This is a genomic window from Thalassospira sp. CH_XMU1448-2 (assembly GCF_037027285.1).
In the GTDB taxonomy this organism is placed as follows: domain Bacteria; phylum Pseudomonadota; class Alphaproteobacteria; order Rhodospirillales; family Thalassospiraceae; genus Thalassospira; species Thalassospira profundimaris_C.
Genome location: NZ_JAYMEA010000001.1, coordinates 1,021,117 through 1,040,264 on the forward strand (window position 1 = coordinate 1,021,117; position 19,148 = coordinate 1,040,264).

Genomic DNA, 19,148 nt, shown 5'->3' on the forward strand with positions numbered 1-19,148 from the left:
TAATGATGAAACGTTATCTCCCCCATCCGCTTTTGACACTGGTTCTGCTGGTTGTGTGGGTGTTCCTGGTCAACGAGGTTTCGGCAGGTGCCGTTGTCTTCGGACTTATCCTTGCAGTGATCATTCCGCTGATCACGGCCAATTTCTGGCCTGCGCGTCCCAGAGTGCGCAATGCCTATGCGATCTGTGAATATGGCCTGATCGTTATGTGGGACATTCTGGTTGCCAACGTTGTGGTTGCCGGTCTGATCCTGTTTCGCAAGACCGAAAGCCTTGAGTCAAAATGCGTTGTCGTTCCGCTTGATCTGACTTCGCCCGAGGCGATCACAACCCTTGCCGGGACCATAACCATGACGCCGGGCACGGTGACGATTGATCTGAGTGCCGATGCCAAAAGTCTTTTGGTTCATTGCCTGCACGCACCAGATGCACAGGGCGTGGTCGATGATATCAAGGACCGCTACGAACGCCGTCTGAAGGAGATTTTCGAATGATCGAATATGCACTGAATTTCGGCTTCGTCTGTGTGGCACTGGCCCTTTTGATGAACCTCTATCGCCTGACAGCCGGGCCGACCACGGCAGACCGGGTTCTTGCGGTCGATACCATGGCGATCAACGCGATTGCGCTTCTGGTGCTGTATGGCATCGGGCAGGCAACGGCGATGTATTTCGAAGGCGCATTGCTGTTTGCGATGTTCGGTTTTGTTTCAACGGTGGCCTATTGCAAGTTCGTCTTGCGTGGCGACATCATCGAATAAGGGAGCGATAAGATGCCGTTTTTTGTTGAACTCATCATTTCGCTTCTGATCGTGATTGGCGGATTGTTCCTGCTGGTCGGATCGTTCGGAATGATCAAGCTCAAGGACCTTTTGCCGCGTCTGCATGCGCCGACCAAGGCAAGTACCGTCGGGTTGGGTGGTGTTCTGATTGCTTCCATGCTGTTCTTCTGGGTCGAGCGGGGGCATTTCACCATTCATGAATTGCTGATCACGCTGTTCATTTTCCTGACAGCACCGATCACAGCAAACCTGATCGCCAAGGCCTATATGCTGCTCAATGTTGATCCGAACAAGGATCTGCCGCCATCCAAACAGGATGAAGGCTGGGCAACATTTGATCCGGTCGGGCCAGAGGGCTATGACCCCAGCGAAGAATACAAGGAAAAGGAAACCTGAAAGGCAGGGGACCTTTGATTATTCAAACGGCACCGGTCATCCGGTGCCGTTTTTGTTATGATGATCGTATCGCACTATTCAGGACGGGGCCGAATGCAGTTTGAAACCAATCGATTGATCCTCAGGCCGCGCACCATGGATGACTTTGATGCCTGCCTTGCCATGGACCGGGCACGGGGTGTGGTTGATTTCATTGCTGGGCCCTGGGATGATCCTGATCAACATCGCGCATTCATTCGGGACCGGATCAATCAGGATTACGGGGTTGGGCTTGGATACTGGTCGATCTTTGCCAAATCCGATCCTGCACGCTTCATGGGGTGGATATTGCTGATTCCGGAAGACGCAGTTGGCCCGGATATCGAAATAGGCTGGCGACTGCATCCTGATTACTGGGGGCGCGGCATCGCTTATGAGGCAGCGCGCACCGTAATGGATCATGGTCTGGGACATCTTGAACTTTCGCGGATCGTTGCGGCGATTGATCCGGATAACACGGCATCCCGCAAGCTTGCCGCCCGACTTGGAATGGTCGAAACCGGTTTGCGGGATGAATATGTTCTCCATGAGATCACCCTTGAGCGCTATCGTCAGATGCAATCGGAAAAACCGGCCGGGTCAGCCCGATGAAATTGCAATATTGTCGGCATTCGGGTGGCTTGCTATGACCAAGGAAACAATGAGATAGCCGACGCCATGCCAGACTTTGCCATAGAAGATCAGTATCAGGGACGCATTGCCGGGATCGACGAGGTTGGTCGCGGACCGCTGGCTGGCCCGGTTGTGGCTGCTGCTGTTATCTTGCCACGCGGTGACGGCCTTCCCACCGTGCTGCTTGAAGAACTTAATGATTCCAAAAAGCTGTCCGCCAAAAAACGCGACAAGCTTTTTGATGTGATCATGGCCTGTGCCGAGGTCGGGATTGGTGCCGCGTCGGTGCGCGAGATTGATCAGATCAATATCCTGCAGGCAACCTATGTTGCCATGCGCCGTGCGGTGGATCGGTTGCCCTGTGTGCCGGATCAGGCGCTGGTGGATGGCAATCGTGATCCGGGATTGCCCTGTAACGTTGAAACTGTGATCAAGGGCGACAGCAAGTCGCTTTCGATTGCAGCGGCGTCCATCGTTGCCAAGGTGGTGCGTGACCGGGCGATGGCCCGTCTTGCAACGCGCTATCCGTTTTTTGGCTGGGAAGGCAATGCGGGCTATGGCGTGAAAAAGCACATGGCTGGTCTGGGCGAAGTTGGCCCGACCCCCCATCACCGCAAAAGCTTCAAGCCGATTGCCGATCTATTCGAAGCCATGATGGGCAGTTGATTGCTCTTGTCGGACTGCGCTTTCTAGGCCAATGCGATGCGATTGCGCGCGATGATACTGGCCCGGACAAGGTCGGTGCCGTCTTCTTCGCGGCTGATAGCGGCAAAGCCATTTGCATGGCGCAGATCAACCCGTTCATGGACCCGGCATTCGGTGCGGAACTGGATATCAAGGCTTTCAGGCTGGAAGTCGGGCCGATTGTTTGGTCCGGCAACGCCCAGCACCCATTGCATGAGCCGCACATTATTCACATGCCCATAAAGATCAAGGTCGGATGGGCGGGCCTTGATGCTGTCAATCACCGGAAGCGGATCATTGGTGAATGCCGGACGCAAGGGCGGTTCGATCAGTTTAGGACCCGGCGGATCGGGCAGGCGTTCTTCGATCCAGTCCGGCCATTGCGCCGCGCGACGCGTTCGCAGATCAAACATCACCCAGTAACTCTGGGCAACGCCAATCACGTCACCCTTGCTGTTGCTCAGTCGGAAATCACGGGTGGCGACACGGCGCGAGACACCTGATGGCCATGTTTCAACTAGGATATCCTCGCCATTGCCGGGATAGTCGCGGATATGAATGACCATGCGGGCAAGGACCCAGGCAATCCCCTGATCAACCGTATCGTCATAGGCAAGTTTGAGGATACGGGCCCCCCATCCGGCGGCATCCTGCATATAGTCGGCGAGAGCCGACATCATGACTTTGCCATTTTCACCGATCTCGGAATATCGAACGCGATAGGTCCCCTTCCACCCGCAATTGGCGGGAAGGGTGGCTTTGGCGATGTCGTCCCAGTTGATCGTCATGTTGGTAAACCTGCATGTCATGAGAACACAGTTATAGGAACCCGGTTCGCAGGGTGTAAAGGGTGGTAACAGTGCAAACGGTGCAAAGAGCGTACGCACACATTGCGAACCGGGCATTGGCCATTGTCAAGGCAGGGGGCTTTTATTGTGTCGTTAACTGAGCCATCAGGGTCGTGACATCGGGGTGAAGCCATGTTTCGGCAATTCTAAGATCGCGAAGACGATATAGAACCATGCCGGTGAAATCGACTTTGTTACCCGATGCCGCAATACCGGCAAAAACATCATGATGGGTTGCCTGAATGCGGAACCGGACCGCGACATGGTCATGCTCGGCAACCATGGTCAGAATGGTGAATGCCATATCCGGAAAGGCCGCATTCAACCCGACAAAGAAATCATGATAGCTGTCAAGATCATGCGGGTTCTGACAGGGGAAACCATGTGTGACGATGTCCGATGTCACAAGGTCATAGACGATACCGGGGTTGTGGCTGTGGCTTTCTTCAAAGAAGCGCAAGACGACATCACGGTTGGTGATATATTTCGGTGATAACTGGTGTGTCATGAAATTATGCTCCTGCCTTTGCCATGATAGCTTCAAAGGTTGCGTGATCGGGCCCGCTAAAGGCCGGGGCCAAACGGGCGGCAGAAACCGCATCCAGCAATCGGTCTGTGATGTTCTCTGCCGGGGGCAGATGGCTGCTCAGAACGTGGCGCGCCGACAGGGCACGAAACTGGTCAAGCGATGCCTCGAATTGTGTGCCATCGACAAAGTCCAGCCAGGGGGCGTCAACCCGCGTCCAGCCAATGATCCCGTCGCGCAGGATGGCGTCGGGAATATCATTTGCCCGCTGATAGATATCGGGCAACAACGCACCACAGCAGTCCGAGCTGAACAATATCTGTTCAAGCGGATCAAAGATCGCTGTTGTTTCCGGCGCGTCAAAGGTTGGAGGTGTGATGGTCTGTAAGCTGCGTCCACCGGCCACAAAGGTCTCGCCGGGATTGACCAGCCTGACTCGCTCGACGGGAAAACCTGCAAGGTTCAACTTGCCCATTCCGACAAAGGTCGTGATGATGGTTGCGTTGGGGGCAACATCAAGGAGCGCTTTGATATTGCCTGTATGATCCGGGTCGGCATGGGTGATCCAGATCCAGCGTAATTCGGAAAGCGTGACGCAACTGGCCAATGTTGCCATGAATTCATTCTGAACGGCACGGATACCGGCATCGACCAGAACGGGTTCAGCGCCACTGATCAGCGTTGCGTTGATGGGCAAAACGCCAAAACCGGCAACAGGTAAAAAGGACGGGATGACGGTTACGCTGTCTGTAACCGGGATCGCGGTGACGATCGAGGGGATATGCATCTTGATGCTCCGTAATTCAGCTGTGCTCTGTGGGGCAGAAGCACGGGTTGATAAATGAATAATCATTTGTGATCATTGAAATACGAAAGACAAAAGTCGCTTGTCAATATTTGTGTGAACGATGGTGTTTATTTAAATGGAAAAACGTAAATATAACAAAGGATTGCGCGCTGATAAGGAAGGCGAAATGCGTCTGAGAATTGTCGAGGCTGCCATGAATTTGCATGGTGAAGTTGGCCCGGCACAGACGACAATCAGTGCGATTGCGGATCGCGCGGGGGTGCAACGCCTGACGGTTTACCGTCATTTTCCTGAGGAAAATGAACTGCTTGGCGCATGTTCATCGCACTGGCTTGAATTGAACCCGCCGCCGGGTCCGGAAAGCTGGCGCGAGTCGGTGGCGACCGGGGACTGGGCGATCGCGATCCTGAGTATGCTGTATCAATATTACAGCGAGACCGCTTATATGTGGGATCACTGTTATCGCGACCGGGCAAATGTCGCGGCCTTGGACGAGAAGATGAAAGGCTTTGATGCCTATCTTGAAATGCTGACTGACGATATGCTGGCAAGTCAGGATGATGAGCGCCGCCGTGGCAAGATGTGCCGGGCCGTGGCACAGCATGCTGTGCAATTTTCGACCTGGCAGTCTTTGTCAAGGACGGGGATCGACAATGCGGAGATGGCCGCCCTGATGGATGACTGGCTTCATAAATGCCCGCACGCCTAGGAGTGGCATCGAAACAGTATCAGGGACATGTCTGGATCAAGGATGTGTCCGGCAAGGATATCCCAGACAAGGATATGCCAAAAGCAATACCATGCCCGAACCAAGGCTATGTCTGAGCCAAAGCTATGTCTGGGCCAAGGTTACATCTGGGCCAGGGATATTCCGGGCGTCTAGTCGACGGGGCGCTGGCGCATTTTCTTGATGTCGCCGCGCTTCTTTTTGGTGTCCACGCGCTTGCGTTTGGCCGAAAGCGATGGTCGGGTTTTGACCCGGTATTTCTTGCGTTCGGCCGCCTTGCGCAAAAGGGCAAGCAACCGTTCAATCGCGTCCTGCTTGTTGCGTTCCTGTGTGCGATGGCGCTGGGCATCAAAGATGATTTCACCATCATTGGTCAGCCTGCTTCCGGCCAGTTCCCGCAAACGATCACGCACCCGCTGGGGCAGTTCGGTCAGGTCATCAATGCGTACGCGCATCTGCACGGCGCTTGAGACCTTGTTGACATTCTGTCCACCCGGACCGGACGCACGCACGAACTGAAAGTGCAGATGGCGTTCATCCAGATAAAGGCCATTTTCAATTTCAAGCATGATGAACCGTGCGGAATCTCGAGTGGTTAGGCGCAAGTAAAAATAACTGAGTGTAATAGTCGGCTATTGATTGAATTTTGCAATCCGAGCGCCTAAATTACAGGCGTCTAACCTGTCAGGGGCGTGACGGACTGTAAACAGGAAATCTATGGTGCGTGTTTCGCATATTTATCTGGCCCTTGGATGGCTTTCTGTCGGTTTTGGTGTCGTTGGTATCTTTTTGCCACTTCTGCCAACCACACCCTTTATGCTGCTGGCGGCCTGGCTGTTTGCCAAGGGATCGCCGCGCCTGCATGACTGGATCTGTAACCATCCGCAGTTTGGCACATCAATCCGTCAATGGAATGACCATGGCGTGATCAGTCGCCGGGCAAAGATGCTGGCGATTCTGGCCTTTGTGGTGGTGATCGCCGCATCGCTGATCTTTATTGAAAGCCGCTGGGTGGTAATGATCCAGTTACTGGTCGCCATCCCGGTCAGTGTGTTTATCCTGTCGCGGCCGTCCGAGGCCCGCCTGTCCGAGGCGGGTGCCCCGGTCAAGGCCGGAGAATAGCAAACAGCGAATAGGAGCGCCTTACCCGGTCTTTTTACGGGTCAGCTCGTCCTGACAGGTTTCTTCAAGTTTATCGAGTTCATCAAGCGTCGCGTCGATATCCTCTCGCTGTTTTCGCAGGGTTTCGCGACGTTCATTGATTTTGTCGACAAGGATGGTCAACTGGGTGATTTCGCTGCGATCGCCATCATAGAGATCAAGCAGATCACGAATTTCCTTAAGCGAAAATCCAAGACGCTTGCCCCGCATGATAAGGCGCAGACGCACACGGTCGCGCTGGCTATAGATACGGGTCTGCCCGTGGCGTTCCGGGGAAATCAGTTCCTGATCTTCGTAAAACCGGATGGTTCGGGTGGTAACTTCGAACTCGCGGGCAAGATCTGTGATGGAATAGCTGTCAGTCATGGGGCTCAATCATCTTTACGCTTACGTAAACTGAAAGCTACATGCTTTCGGAAGCGGCGACAATCGGCAATTCTTTTGGAAGTTCAACACAGAAGGTGCTGCCCTCGCCGGGATTGCTGCTAACGCTGAGGATACCGCCATGGCGATCGGTGATCTTTTTACAGATCGCAAGGCCGATACCGGTTCCGGCATAATCCCCATATCCATGCAGACGTTTGAAAATCTCGAAGATGGTTTCGTGATACTGAGGGTCAATGCCAATACCGTTATCGGCAACGAAAATTCGGTGGCTGTTGGGGGTATCGGCGGCAAAAATCCGCACCCGTCCGCTTTCGGGGTCACTGTATTTCAATCCGTTTGAAACAAGATTCTGGAACAGCAAAAGCAACTGGCTGGCATCCCCCATCACGGTTGGCAAATGGCCTTCGCGGATGATGTTGCCTTCGGGGGCGGAACCGGCGCGCTTGAAATTGACGACTATGGCATCGAACAGATCATCAAGTGGCACCGGATGGAACGGTTTGCCATGCCGTCCGACCCGCGACAGGGTCAGAAGATCGTCAATCATGCGCTGCATGCGCTGGGTGCCGTCCACAGCGTAATGAATGAATTCGTCGGCGGTTTCGTCAAGCTTGCCTTCATAACGCCGGGCAATCAGCTGGGTATAGCTCGACACCATCCGAAGCGGTTCCTGCAAGTCATGGGATGCCGCATAGGCGAATTGTTCAAGCTCGCTGTTTGAACGTTCGAGCTCCGCCATGGTGCGCTGGATTTCCATTTCGTGGCGCTTGCGTTGGGAAATGTCACGAAGCGTGATGATGTAATGGTAACGCTGATCGGCGGAAAAATGACTGATCGCGACCTCAAGCGGAATATTGCGCCCGCTTTTGGTAAAGGCCATGACTTCGATCACGCCGGTGCCAAGATCGGTCAGCAACCGGTTGGACGGCGGTTGGGTAATCGGAATATGGTCGCTGTCTGGCAAAAGAAAGCGGATGATATTACGCAGTTCCGGATCGCCATCCGGCCCGCAAAGTTCCTGTGCGCGCGAATTCAGCGGTTCGATATTGCCGTCATCTGATGCCACAAGAATGGCATCAATGGTATTTTGCAAGATTGCTTTTGTGCGATCTTCACTGCGCTTGGACTGGGTCACAAGGTCGGCCAGTTCGGCAGCCTGTTTGCGCAAAAGCCGGTCGCGCTGCACCGCAAGGGTCACGTCCCGAATGATCAGCGAACATAACGTTCCGCTATTGCGTGTCTTGATCGGGTGTATGCGAATGGACTGCTCCATGCGCTCAAAACTTGCTGTAAATTGTGGCAGCGGGGAAAGCGGCAAGGCGCCCTGATTAAGCGACGGTGAAATCACCGCAGGCATGCCAAATTTCAGGCAATCATCAATCGCCAGACTGACACGCCCCAGCCTGGTTTCCGGAAAGACGTCATGAAGTGATTTGCCCAGAACCTGATCGGCTCGCAAGCCGGACCGGGTCTGCATCCACTGGTTCCAATGGCAAATTGTCCGGTCAGCAGTAAGTGCAACAAGTCCTGTGTCGGCGGTATCAAGCAATGCTGCGAACAATTCCGCAGCATTGCTGTCCCGACCAAGATCAAAGGACGGTGTGGCTTCTGTGGTCGGGTCGGGCGGTGGCTTTTTCATTCACCTCACCAATTAACCAAGCGAGTTGGCAATAAAACGACGCACCAGTTCACGCAGCATCTGAATGGAATCCAGATCCATGACAAACAGCACATACCCGTCGATATCGTTTTGCCGTAACATGAATTGAACGTGAAGGATCATCAGAACCGGCTTGCTTCCGGTGCCAAGATCTCCATCATCGACATCCAGAAGCGACCGGCTTTCACGTTTGCGAAATGACGGCATGGAACAGTTGATCGGTTCGCCCAGCACATTCGAAATGCTGCCAAGGCAGGCATTGAGAATGATGTTGCCGACCTCCATCAGGGCTTCCTGTTCCAGATCGGTCAGCGTATCAAGCGGGACATCAACCTTAAGCAGACTGCGCACCAGTTCCAGACTGCGTTCTTCGGGGAAGACCAGCATGGCTTCGCCCTTGAACGGGCCATCAAAGGTCTGGCTTACGGCCGAAACAACCTCGGTCGGGGCGCGGGCAAGATCCGTATCTGAAAACCGTTCAACGAACGTGATGCGCGGAACGGTCAGCTCAACCGGCTGGTCAACCATTTCCGATAAAGACGACGCAGCGCGACCAACGCCGATATTGATCAGTTCGCTTATTGTATCATGTTCAAGTTCGCTGAGATCAATCATCGTGCCGCTTCCTGCGCGGCAATGAAGTCACGAATTTTTTCCTCGGTCGGCGGCTTGGCAATGAATTCAAGGCCAAGGCTTTCAGCCTTTTTCTGGATTTCCTGCTGAATATTGGCTGTCAGAAGGGCGATAACCGCATCGGGGAAGCGTCCGCGCAACTGTTCACCAAGTTCCAGTCCGTTCATGCCGGGCATGTTGAAATCAAGCAGCAGATAGTCATATGTCTTGCCCTCGACCATCTCGAGCGCCTTGCTGGCATCTTCGGCTTCGTCAATTGACCAGTCAGTGAAGTTACTGGAAATGAACGCCTTGACCAGAAGTCGGGCAAATTTGCTGTCATCGACAAGCAGGACGGAACGCTGTTGGGCCATATGTCTTCTCGGGTAAGCGGTTCAATGTGTTGCGGGGCGACAATTATAGTTCAGTCGCGGCATTTTCGGAAAGCCGCATGATATGTTTGACGATTTCATCCGGCGGGAGCGGGGTGGCAACAAGGAATCCCTGTACTTCGTCACATCCGCTTTCGCGCAAGAACGCCATCTGTTCCCTGGTTTCAACACCTTCGGCGACAACTTTCAGGCCAAGATTGTGACCCATAAGGATGATGGTGCGTGTAATGGCGGCATCATCGGTATCAATCGTCACATCCCGAACAAAGGAGCGGTCAATCTTGATGGAATTGATCGGAAGCCGCTTGAGATAGGCAAGCGACGAATATCCGGTGCCAAAATCGTCCACAGCAATCTGCAAACCAAGATGGCGTAACTCGTCAAGAATGGCGGCCGACTTCTTGATGTCCTGCATCATCACCGTTTCGGTGATTTCCAGAATGATGCGCGCGGCAGGCGTCCCGGTATCTGTCAGTATGCGTGATATGGTTTCTGTAATCCGGCCTTCAATAAGCTGTCTGGGTGACAGGTTGATGGCGATTGGCATTGGGGGAACAGACTGGGCATTCCATTCGTCAATCTGACGGCAGACCTCGCCGATCACCCATTCGCCGATTTTGCCGATCAATCCGGTTTCTTCTGCAACTGGAATGAACTGCATCGGCGAAATATATCCCCGTCCCGGCTGTTTCCAGCGGATCAGCGCTTCAAGGCCGGAGATACGGTTGGTGCGCAGATCAAGTTTGGGCTGATAATGCAGTTCGAACTGGTTCTGGGCCAGAGCTTCGCGCAGATCGTTTTCGATCACCAGGCGCGCCATGGCACTTTCATTCATTGTCTTGGTAAAGAAGTGATAGGTGCCACCGCCACCGGACTTTGCGCTATACATTGCGGTGTCGGCATTGCGCATCAGGGCAGGGAAATCCTCGCCGTCTGATGGATAAAGGGCGATGCCGATTGACGGTGTGACAAACAAAATGCGTCCCTTGATGTCAAATGCCGGGGCAAGGGCATCAAGCACGGCCTGTGACAGGATTGCGGCATCCTGTGTTTCTTTCAGATCGGGAATGATGATCAGAAATTCATCCCCGCCAAGACGACCAACAACCTCCTGTCGACCGATTACTTTTTGTAACCGGCCTGCCACAGCCTTAAGCAGCAGGTCGCCAACATCATGTCCGAGACTGTCATTGATGACCTTGAAACGGTCAAGATCAATGAACAGAACAGCCGTGGCCCCGTGACGGGTCTTTGATGCGTCTTTATGTTTGCCAAGTGCACTCGACAGGCTGTGTTCAAGCATGCTGCGATTGGGCAGGTTGGTCAGCGTGTCGTGATTGGCCATATAGACCAGTTGTTCTTCATAGCGTTTTCTGACCGTGATGTCGGTCAGGATCGCCGTCATCATGGGGGTCGCCGCATCCGGTATCACACGAAACGCGATTGAAACATCAATCTCGCTCTGATCGGCCCGCCGGATGGGCAGGGTAAGACGTTTTTCTGCTGTTTGATTGACGATGGCATGTGCGGTCAGGTCGTCCAGGCTATGTTCCAGAAGCGGTATCGCACGTGGCATCAGGAATTCATGCAACGTTCTGCCTTGTGGCGTCTCATCACGCATTAGCCCGAGAAGCTGTTTGGCTGCGGCGTTATATTCTACGATCCTGCCTGTCGGGGTAATGGTCAAAATGCCGTCTGCGACATTCTGAACAATCGCGGTCAGCTGGTTCTCGCGATCTCTGACCTGTTGCTCGGTGGTCCGCAATTTATCAAGCGTTACCGAAATGCGTTCAATCAGGCCCCGGGTGGTTCCAAGGATCATGCCCAGTTCGTCACGGGCGTGGCTTTCGGGGATTGTAATGGCGTCGGCATTGGGGGTTTGCGGATCTATTTTACGCAGAAGGCTTGCCACTTTCAGCAATGGTTTGGTCAACGTTGCATAGAAAAACGTGACCAGTACCAGACCCAGTATCAGGTTGCGCAATATGCCAGATGTCAGAATGCGGGTTGCACGATTCAGGAATCCGTCAGCAATCATGTCGGTGTCGATCTTGACGCTCAGCCGCCCGACCAGGTCATTGTTGCTTCCGGCCTCAAGCGGGATTTCATATTCCTGATTTTCGCCAAACATCAGTTTGGACAGGAAGGTCCGGTTTGTGCTGATCGGCTGTTCGTTTCTTTGGGCAAGAATGTTGTCAAAATTGTCGCGCAGGATGGCTTCATAAACCGGTTCATATTCGAAAATGCCCGAAACCACACGCGCCGCAAGCGTTTCATCAAGTCCGTATGCTGCCTGTGTCGCGGATTCGCGTAATGTTGCCAAAACCTGCATGACAGTTCGGTCAATCAGGTTCTGTTCCTCACGCAAATCCCAGACGATCTGAATGCCACTGAACAGCAGGCCGATAAGCAAAGTAAGGACAACCGCAATCCTTGCCTGTTTGACAGACAAGCGATCCCGCCAGTTAAGCCGTTGCTGATCAAGGCTTTTGTCAGGCACGCGTTACCCCAGAAATCCGCTAGTTCCACTCAATCAAAAGCAGACTATGGCTTTGCCGGGTTAAAAGCAATTATCCGAGATGTTTGCAAACTGGAAAAACGCAGAGAAATCTGTATGGTCTGCGCTGCTTTTCGGCGCGATGCCGGTGATCGAATACTGCCACCATGCCGCATTGCATCAAGAATTGAATACTACGTAAAAAAATGGGGTTTTATTGGAGTTGCACACAACTGCTGTGCGTGATAACCCAATCCCCAGAGAGAGAACAGGCCAAGCGCGGGTGCAGCCGCAATCTGGCCTCGCAACCTGTACGGAGTTACACCATGACCTATGTGGTGACGGAAAACTGCATCAAGTGTAAGTATCAGGACTGCGTCGAGGTTTGCCCCGTCGATTGCTTCTATGAAGGTGAGAACTTCCTGGTTATTCACCCTGATGAATGCATTGATTGCGGTGTTTGCGAACCCGAATGCCCCGCCGAAGCGATTATTCCCGATACCGAGCCGAATCTGGACAATTGGTTGGAAATCAACCGAAAGTTCGCGGAAGTATGGCCAAATATCACCCGAAAAGGTGATGCTCCTGCCGATGCTGATGAATGGAACGGCAAGTCGGGCAAGACCGAATTGCTGAGCGAAGCACCGGGTACGGGCGACTGAATGTCGGTCTAACCCCCGAGATTTTATACGATTTTAACCCGCTGGTATTTGCCAGCGGGTTAAATGCATGGCTGCATTGAGCCAGACACACCGAAAAAATCTGTGAACCAGTGGCGTGTTGTGCTATTGTGGGCAACTCGCGTTAAGGGCTCGACAGGCTCGTTCCGAATTGCCGGATCTCCGTATTTTTATCCCTGTCTGAAACCGCGACTTCGCCAAAAGCTTGGTCGTGTGCAGCTCTTCGCGTCACTGGGTCTATAGTGTTACAGTTGAATGACCAGGCCTGATTGGGCCGGAAGGATGCTTGATGTCGGATAAGTTGCCCTTTGCTGTTGGCGATTATGTTGTTTACCCCGCACATGGTGTTGGCTGTGTTGGTGGCCTGGAAACCCAGGAAATCGCGGGTCAGGAATTGCGCCTTTATGTAATTACCTTTGAATCCAGCCGCATGACCTTGCGTGTGCCGGTGAACAAGGTTGGCAACTCGGGTCTGCGCAAGCTTTCCTCGAAAAAACAGATGGACTCGGCTCTTATTACCCTTAAGGGCCGTGCACGTGTAAAACGCACCATGTGGTCGCGCCGTGCACAGGAATATGAAGCAAAGATCAACTCGGGTGATCCGGTGTCGATTGCCGAAGTTGTGCGTGATCTGCATCGCAGCGCGACCCAGCCGGAACAGTCCTTCTCCGAACGCCAGATCTACGAAGCAGCCTTTGAGCGCCTCGTTGACGAACTGGCTGCGATTGAGAAAATCGACAAGGACAAGGCTTCAGGCAAACTCGAGAAGCTTTTGCAAAAAGCTGCCTGATTGCATAAGTCAGCTATACAACTATTTATAAAAGCCGGCCCACAAGCTATCCTTGGGCCGGTTTTATTTTTTGTTTTAGGCAGGTTACAGCGATGAGTGCAGTTCTGGCGCCGATAAAGCCGGCCGAGAGAATCTGGGTTGTCGGCGCGATCAATGGCGATCATGGCGCATTGTGCGCCGTCCATCGCAAGCTTGCCGAGCGTATCAAGTCTGGTGACCGGCTCGTTTATCTCGGGAATTACTGGGGTGATGGCACGGCCGAGAATGTCATTGCGACCATCAATGAGCTTTTGCTGTTTCGTCGCTACTTCATTGCACAGGACGGGGTCGATATTGCTGATATCGCCTTCTTGCGGGGGGCTTCTGAAGAAATGCTGTCGAAGTTGCAGCAAATCCAGTTCGCCCCGAATCCCGGTGAAGTCTTTGACTGGATGCTGACACGCGGCATTGCCGGAACAGCACGCGCCTATGGTTTTGATCCCGCCCACGTTCAGTCGATCATGCGTCAGGGCGCACATGCCATTTCACAATGGACGTCGCAGTTCGCCGATTCATTGCGTCGCCATAGTGGTCACAGCGCTTTGATGTCGGACCTGAAACATGCGGCCTATACAACGGATGGCAGGTTGATCTTTGTGCATGCGGGGCTTGATGGCTCGCGTCCGCTGACCGGGCAAACGGATACCTTCTGGTGGGGGGGCTCAATGTTCGAGGCCATTACCGAACGCTATTATGACTGTGCGCGCATCGTTCGTGGTGCTTCCCAGACGCAGGTTGGTCTGCAGGAACGGGAATTCACATTGTCTGTTGATGGCGGGGCCGGACGGGGTGGTGTTCTGATTGCAGTTGCCCTTGATGGTCAGGGCAAGATTATCGAGCAGGTCACAAGCGGTACCTGATCCTTACAGCGAACCTCAGTCAAAAAAGGCAGCACCCGCTAGGGATGCTGCCTTTTTCATTTCCATTGATGGCCGTTCCTAATGACGGACGACCTTGACCAGTGATCCTGTGGCCGGGTTTTGCCCGTCTGCAAGGCCGTTCAGGGTGGCAAAGGTTTCTGCGGGCGCGCGGTCAACCTGCATGTCATCAATAAAGGTTTGCAACGTATATTCCGGATTTACAGCCCGAACCTTGATGCGAAGCGGCGTATATATCTTCTTCTCATTGGCACTTAGCGACCGGAAGCTATAGGTCGTTTGACGCAGCGGAAGGTTATAGCTTTCCGTCTGGTCAAGCGGAGTGATGAACAGGAACTGATAGGCCGAATTCCCGTGGCGGATCACAACCACCCGAAGGCGTGCGGAACCCGATCGCAGCGATATATCGGCACTTCCTGTTGCGGCTTCCTGTCCATTGATATCAATCATTTCGATATCACGAAGCGCGATCTTGGTTGAAAATCCGCTTTCAAGATACCGGTCAAGCCGCACATCCTTTGCCTTTGGCGCGCCTTCGAAGACGATTTGCGCGCCTTTGTTATCTGTCGCGACGACGGCTGAGGGCTGATTGTTGATGGTAAAGCCTTCCGGCACTTCAAAGCGGAAATCAAGCGGCACATGTACAAAGTCACGCCCGCGGACATAGCCCTGATCCGGACCATCCCCGTAAAGAACTCCGTCAATCGCTGTCATATAGCGAACTGCGCCAAGTTCCGGGTCTTTGACTGCGGTGACGTTTGCGCTTTGATGGGCCTGTTGAATGCGGTCAAGGGTACGCGGGTGGGTCGCCATGAAGTCATACTGGTCAACATCATCAGGTGACCTTCCGGCAAGGACTGCTTGCAGGCGGGAATGGGCGCGCAGTTTTTCAAGGAATGTCGCCATCGCATCGGGATCGTAACCGGCACGGGTAATATAGCGTACGCCAAGCATGTCGGCCTCGAATTCATGTTCGCGCGAAAACGACTTAAGGTATGCGCTGGCACCGGTATTGATGATTTCACCTGCGCCGTTGCCAATGGCCATTGAAAGCCCGCCGGCAAGGATCTGGGTCAGGACACTGCGGCTATAACGTTGAGCGGAATGGCGGGCAACGACGTGACCGATTTCATGGGCAATCACACCGGCCAGTTCCGCCTCGTTCGAGGCAAGTGTCGCCAGACCGCGCGTGATGTAAACATACCCGCCGGGAAGCGCAAAGGCGTTAACGACCGGAGAATCCAGAATGGTAAAGGTGAATTTCTCGTCCGGGGTTTCTGACACCGCAACAAGCTTTTCACCAATCTCGGTGACATAGGCGGCAAGGTCTTTTTCGGTGTAATTTCCACCGAATTCCTTGACCATTTTCGGGTGCTCCTGCGACCCGATTTTCTTTTCCTCTTCAGGCGACATAAAGGCTGTAAAGCTGTCTTCGCCGGTTGCCCGGTTGGTTGAACATCCTGCAAGGGATGTGCTCAGCGTTACCGCAGCCAGAATTGCGATCAGGTGTTTCTTATGACCGAATTTCAACCAGCTCATTGATACCTTTCCTCATGTCGCTCTGCCGCGTAAGCTACCGGTTCTTACCCGGCGAAACCAAGTGGGAATTGGTAGCGCGTGTTCAAACATCATTCAACAGATTCGCTTGTATTAATCTGGCATTCCAATTGGGGAAATTTTGCGGCCAAGGTATTTGTCAGGGTATTGGGCCGCCTGTTTTACCTGCCGATTGTCCAGATTTGCATTCTGTTATCTATGGCATTTAGTCCAGGAGCCCGGGCGGACAACTGGCTGTGCGGGGTGGGCATAAATATGCGTTCCCTTGAGTCCCGGGCACCACAGAATAATGATCTCGTCTGGCGCAAGGTGTCTGAATTGGGGGTCGCAGCCATCGATGACCTCAACGCACCTGAATTCAAAGAGACAAAACTGCGTCTTTCCGACTTGGCGTTTGTTCCGGAATATGAAAACGCAGCCTTAAGCTGGATGAGATCTGCCAGTCGCGCCGGAGTGGAAATCGCCATTGCATCGGAGCACGCCGATTATCTGGGACGACATCGGGCATATGTTCAAAGCCTTTCCGGGGGTGAAAGTGGTGCGCCAAAGATGACGTCATGGTCGGAACAACTTCTGTCACAGGGGCTCGCCATGTTGTTGCCCCAGGGGCGGACGGATTTGACGAAACTGATTGCAGCCGAGAATCACGCGATCAGTCAGAGATCAGGCATCTGGTCGGATCGCTCGCCGGGGCGCGCCTATTTTGTTGCAGCCGATCAGGGGAATGCCGATTTGTCGCGTGTTCATGATGCTATCGGGCGGTTTGTTCTGGTTGAGGGTATCCTGCGTGCGGTCGAGCATCAGGAATGGCGGACTTACCTTAATTTCGGGTCGGATTGGCGGCGCGATTTTACCATCGCGCTTGAGGATGACGTGCGTCGGAGGCTTGCCAAAGATCAGTCCCCCGATGATGCATTTTCCGGCTGGATCGGGCAGAAAGTCCGGGTACGTGGCATCGTTGAAAATCGCGGTGGTCCCTATATCGCGGTCGATAACCCTGACCGGCTATGCCTCATGACCGATTAGAGACTTGTGTTTATTCCATAAGTTGTGAGATTGCTTGTCGGATATTGCCACCAGCAATCTGTAAAATCACATTCTGCCAAAGTCATGAGGTCCGACGTGCTTTATCCCGAAATTACGCCCCACACGACCGGTTATCTGTCACGCGATGACGGTCACGAAATTTATTGGGAAGAAGTCGGTAACCCGGCTGGCATTCCGGTTGTTTTCCTGCACGGGGGGCCAGGCGCAGGACTTTCACAAAACAGTCGCCGGTTCTTTGATCCGGAAAAATACCGCGTCATTTTGCTTGATCAGCGCGGTGCGGGGAAATCCAGACCATTCGGAAGCCTCGAAAACAACACGACCGACCATTTGATCGGCGATATAGAAGCCCTGCGGGAAGAGCGCGGCATTGAAAAATGGGTCGTATTTGGCGGGTCGTGGGGATCCACGCTTTCGCTGGCCTATGGACAGGCACATCCCGAACGGGTTCTTGCCTTTGTCTTGCGGGGCATTTTCCTGGGACGTGAAACCGAGATCGCATGGTTTATGGATGGCATGGGCCGTTTCTTCCCGGAGGCAGAGCGTAAATTCCTCGATGTTGCCGGTTTTGATCGCAATCCCGGCTGGCAGAAGATGCTGGATCGCTATACCGAGATTTTTGCAGGCAACGATGGCGAGGACGCCGCAATCGAAGCCGCGCGCGTTTGGTCGGCCTACGAGGCGACCTGCTGCACCCTGCTGCCTGATGAAGGTCTGGTCGAAGATTTCGAAAGCGATGAAGTTGCACTGGCACTGGCAAAGCTTGAACATCATTACTTTGTCCATCGCTGCTTTTTCGAGCCAAATCAGCTGCTTGAGAATGTAAGCCGGATTAACCACCTGCCGGTTGTGATTGTTCAGGGGCGCTATGATGTCGTTTGTCCGCCGACATCGGCATTTGCATTAAAGGATGCCTGGCCTGAAGCAAACTTGGTGATTGTTGACGATGCCGGACATGCGGCAAGCGAGCCTGGCATCGTCCGTGAACTTGTTCGGGCGATGGATCAGTTCGACGGTAAAAAGTTTAAGTGAAAATTACTAAACTACACCAATGTGTGGTTGAGTTTCCGACATGCTTGGGTAAGTATGTCGCACGTATTGATCTCGTGGGGACTTGATTAATGAAAGTGACTTTGGGGAAACTGCTTGCAGTTTGTGTCTTTTTCGGCTTCGTAAACGCAGCTTCTGCGCAAGAAATTCTCGGCAATAACAAGGATTCAGGGCTTCTCGAATTTTCGACCGGTATGGTCGATATCACGCAAGATGAAGAAGCTGCAGAATTCCGTCTCAATTATCGTGCACAACATGCCATGTTTGATGTGGCCCGCCCGATCGGTGGTGTCATGGTCACATCAGAAGGTGCCGTTCACGGCTATGGCGGCCTTGCGATGGACGTCCTTTGGGGCGATCACTTCGTATCGAGCATTTATACCTCGGTTGGCGCCTATCATCAGGGCAATGGTGAGGATCTCGGTCACTGGATCGAATTCCGTTCAGGTCTTGAACTTGGCTTCCGCTTTGACAGCCATGAACGCCTCAGCCTTGGTATCTCGCATATTTCCAACGCAAGTATCGGCGATGAAAACCCGGGGACTGAAATCCTGTCTCTGACCTATTCCTTCCCGATTGACCGTCTGTTTGACTAAAACACCCAACGGCGTTGATGTCATCGGGCCACGCGCCCGAACGCAGATCAGAAGATCAAAAGAGTCTTTGAGGAAACCCTTCCCGAAGGCTCTTTTCTTTTGGTCTGGAACCCGATTTTCCTATGCCGGTCTGTTGGCCGGGATGTTTGGCCGGCGTTTCATTCAAGCTCCCGGATTGATTGCAATTCGTTTAGCTGCTAATTGATGCTTCTCTTTGCGGTGTGCGCCCGTAGCTCAGCAGGATAGAGCACCAGATTCCTAATCTGGGGGCCACAGGTTCGAATCCTGTCGGGCGCACCATCCTTCCAGATTGTTTCCACCGAATTCAAGCTGTTGCGTATTGCTCTCACAGCTTGAAAGCAATCAGTGTTCTTCTCATAT

At 53.3% G+C, this 19,148-nt stretch carries 23 protein-coding genes and 1 tRNA gene; 14 read left to right on the forward strand and 10 right to left on the reverse strand.

Translation table 11 applies throughout. The annotated features are described in order from the left end of the window. Window positions 1-2: 2 nt before the first annotated feature. The 5 genes from WA318_RS04600 to WA318_RS04620 all read left to right on the forward strand — a co-directional run bounded on the left by WA318_RS04600 (window position 3) and on the right by WA318_RS04620 (window position 2,494). The gene (locus tag WA318_RS04600) at window positions 3-494 is read left to right on the forward strand and encodes a Na+/H+ antiporter subunit E (protein ID WP_114097874.1); all 492 of its coding nucleotides are present in this window, start codon (window positions 3-5) and stop codon (window positions 492-494) included. Next, window positions 491-760: a K+/H+ antiporter subunit F gene (locus WA318_RS04605; protein ID WP_114097875.1), complete on the forward strand. Its 270-nt coding sequence runs from the start codon at window positions 491-493 to the stop codon at window positions 758-760. Before WA318_RS04600 ends, WA318_RS04605 begins: the two co-directional genes overlap by 4 nt. A gap of 12 nt (window positions 761-772) precedes the next feature. Further along, the gene (locus WA318_RS04610) at window positions 773-1,177 is read left to right on the forward strand and encodes a Na+/H+ antiporter subunit G (protein WP_114097876.1); all 405 of its coding nucleotides are present in this window, start codon (window positions 773-775) and stop codon (window positions 1,175-1,177) included. Window positions 1,178-1,270: 93 nt separating this feature from the next. Next, entirely contained in the window at window positions 1,271-1,807 is a 537-nt protein-coding gene (locus tag WA318_RS04615; protein ID WP_114097877.1) for a GNAT family N-acetyltransferase, read from the forward strand. Window positions 1,808-1,873: 66 nt separating this feature from the next. Then, a complete protein-coding gene (locus WA318_RS04620; RefSeq protein WP_114097878.1) occupies window positions 1,874-2,494 on the forward strand; it encodes a ribonuclease HII in 621 nt (206 codons plus the stop codon). Window positions 2,495-2,517: 23 nt separating this feature from the next. Here WA318_RS04620 and WA318_RS04625 read toward each other — a convergent pair whose 3' ends face one another. The 3 genes from WA318_RS04625 to WA318_RS04635 all read right to left on the reverse strand — a co-directional run bounded on the left by WA318_RS04625 (window position 2,518) and on the right by WA318_RS04635 (window position 4,673). Then, complete coding sequence (locus tag WA318_RS04625; protein WP_114097879.1) at window positions 2,518-3,300, reverse strand: acyl-[acyl-carrier-protein] thioesterase; 783 nt, start codon at window positions 3,298-3,300, stop codon at window positions 2,518-2,520. 142 nt (window positions 3,301-3,442) lie between these two features. Continuing rightward, entirely contained in the window at window positions 3,443-3,868 is a 426-nt protein-coding gene (locus WA318_RS04630) for an ester cyclase (protein WP_181850209.1), read from the reverse strand. A gap of 4 nt (window positions 3,869-3,872) precedes the next feature. Beyond that, window positions 3,873-4,673, reverse strand: coding sequence for an MBL fold metallo-hydrolase (locus tag WA318_RS04635; protein WP_336080128.1), 801 nt, complete (start codon window positions 4,671-4,673; stop codon window positions 3,873-3,875). 136 nt (window positions 4,674-4,809) lie between these two features. On the opposite strand from WA318_RS04635, the gene WA318_RS04640 reads away from it, so the two are divergent. Then, entirely contained in the window at window positions 4,810-5,403 is a 594-nt protein-coding gene (locus WA318_RS04640; RefSeq protein ID WP_336080129.1) for a TetR/AcrR family transcriptional regulator, read from the forward strand. Between the two features lie 170 nt (window positions 5,404-5,573). Here the strand turns inward: WA318_RS04640 and arfB are convergent, their stop codons facing one another. After that, window positions 5,574-5,990, reverse strand: a complete 417-nt coding sequence (gene arfB / locus WA318_RS04645; RefSeq protein WP_114097883.1) for an alternative ribosome rescue aminoacyl-tRNA hydrolase ArfB — start codon at window positions 5,988-5,990, stop codon at window positions 5,574-5,576. A gap of 148 nt (window positions 5,991-6,138) precedes the next feature. Between arfB and WA318_RS04650 the strand changes: the two genes are divergently transcribed. Next, window positions 6,139-6,543, forward strand: coding sequence for a YbaN family protein (locus WA318_RS04650; RefSeq protein ID WP_114097884.1), 405 nt, complete (start codon window positions 6,139-6,141; stop codon window positions 6,541-6,543). A gap of 21 nt (window positions 6,544-6,564) precedes the next feature. On the opposite strand, the gene WA318_RS04655 is transcribed toward WA318_RS04650, so the two are convergent. The 5 genes from WA318_RS04655 to WA318_RS04675 are packed head-to-tail and all read right to left on the reverse strand — an operon-like array spanning window position 6,565 to window position 12,133. Continuing rightward, window positions 6,565-6,948, reverse strand: a complete 384-nt coding sequence (locus WA318_RS04655) for a MerR family transcriptional regulator (RefSeq protein ID WP_114097885.1) — start codon at window positions 6,946-6,948, stop codon at window positions 6,565-6,567. 37 nt (window positions 6,949-6,985) lie between these two features. Continuing rightward, on the reverse strand, window positions 6,986-8,608 hold the full coding sequence (locus WA318_RS04660; protein ID WP_114097886.1) for an ATP-binding protein: 1,623 nt from the start codon (window positions 8,606-8,608) through the stop codon (window positions 6,986-6,988). A 12-nt stretch (window positions 8,609-8,620) separates the two neighbouring features. Then, window positions 8,621-9,244: a chemotaxis protein CheC gene (locus tag WA318_RS04665; RefSeq protein ID WP_114097887.1), complete on the reverse strand. Its 624-nt coding sequence runs from the start codon at window positions 9,242-9,244 to the stop codon at window positions 8,621-8,623. Continuing rightward, on the reverse strand, window positions 9,241-9,615 hold the full coding sequence (locus WA318_RS04670; RefSeq protein WP_114097888.1) for a response regulator transcription factor: 375 nt from the start codon (window positions 9,613-9,615) through the stop codon (window positions 9,241-9,243). The genes WA318_RS04665 and WA318_RS04670 overlap by 4 nt, the downstream gene beginning before the upstream one ends. Window positions 9,616-9,658: 43 nt before the next feature. Continuing rightward, on the reverse strand, window positions 9,659-12,133 hold the full coding sequence (locus WA318_RS04675; protein ID WP_258548678.1) for an EAL domain-containing protein: 2,475 nt from the start codon (window positions 12,131-12,133) through the stop codon (window positions 9,659-9,661). Between the two features lie 323 nt (window positions 12,134-12,456). Between WA318_RS04675 and fdxA the strand changes: the two genes are divergently transcribed. The 3 genes from fdxA to WA318_RS04690 all read left to right on the forward strand — a co-directional run bounded on the left by fdxA (window position 12,457) and on the right by WA318_RS04690 (window position 14,499). Continuing rightward, entirely contained in the window at window positions 12,457-12,792 is a 336-nt protein-coding gene (gene fdxA, locus WA318_RS04680) for a ferredoxin FdxA (protein ID WP_007090191.1), read from the forward strand. A 307-nt stretch (window positions 12,793-13,099) separates the two neighbouring features. Next, on the forward strand, window positions 13,100-13,600 hold the full coding sequence (locus WA318_RS04685; protein WP_101245477.1) for a CarD family transcriptional regulator: 501 nt from the start codon (window positions 13,100-13,102) through the stop codon (window positions 13,598-13,600). A 92-nt stretch (window positions 13,601-13,692) separates the two neighbouring features. Beyond that, window positions 13,693-14,499 carry a hypothetical protein gene (locus tag WA318_RS04690; RefSeq protein WP_336080130.1) on the forward strand — a complete coding sequence of 269 codons (807 nt, stop codon included), beginning with the start codon at window positions 13,693-13,695 and terminating at the stop codon, window positions 14,497-14,499. 78 nt (window positions 14,500-14,577) lie between these two features. Here the strand turns inward: WA318_RS04690 and WA318_RS04695 are convergent, their stop codons facing one another. After that, window positions 14,578-16,056, reverse strand: a complete 1,479-nt coding sequence (locus WA318_RS04695; protein ID WP_336080131.1) for a M48 family metalloprotease — start codon at window positions 16,054-16,056, stop codon at window positions 14,578-14,580. Window positions 16,057-16,329: 273 nt separating this feature from the next. Between WA318_RS04695 and WA318_RS04700 the strand changes: the two genes are divergently transcribed. The 4 genes from WA318_RS04700 (at window position 16,330) to WA318_RS04715 (ending at window position 19,067) form a co-directional block, all read left to right on the forward strand. After that, on the forward strand, window positions 16,330-17,100 hold the full coding sequence (locus tag WA318_RS04700) for a thermonuclease family protein (RefSeq protein ID WP_181850211.1): 771 nt from the start codon (window positions 16,330-16,332) through the stop codon (window positions 17,098-17,100). A gap of 96 nt (window positions 17,101-17,196) precedes the next feature. Then, window positions 17,197-18,153, forward strand: a complete 957-nt coding sequence (gene pip, locus WA318_RS04705; RefSeq protein ID WP_336080132.1) for a prolyl aminopeptidase — start codon at window positions 17,197-17,199, stop codon at window positions 18,151-18,153. A gap of 89 nt (window positions 18,154-18,242) precedes the next feature. Continuing rightward, window positions 18,243-18,767: an acyloxyacyl hydrolase gene (locus tag WA318_RS04710; protein ID WP_114097893.1), complete on the forward strand. Its 525-nt coding sequence runs from the start codon at window positions 18,243-18,245 to the stop codon at window positions 18,765-18,767. Window positions 18,768-18,990: 223 nt separating this feature from the next. Continuing rightward, window positions 18,991-19,067: transfer RNA gene (locus WA318_RS04715), tRNA-Arg, on the forward strand. The last annotated feature ends 81 nt before the right edge of the window (window positions 19,068-19,148 follow it).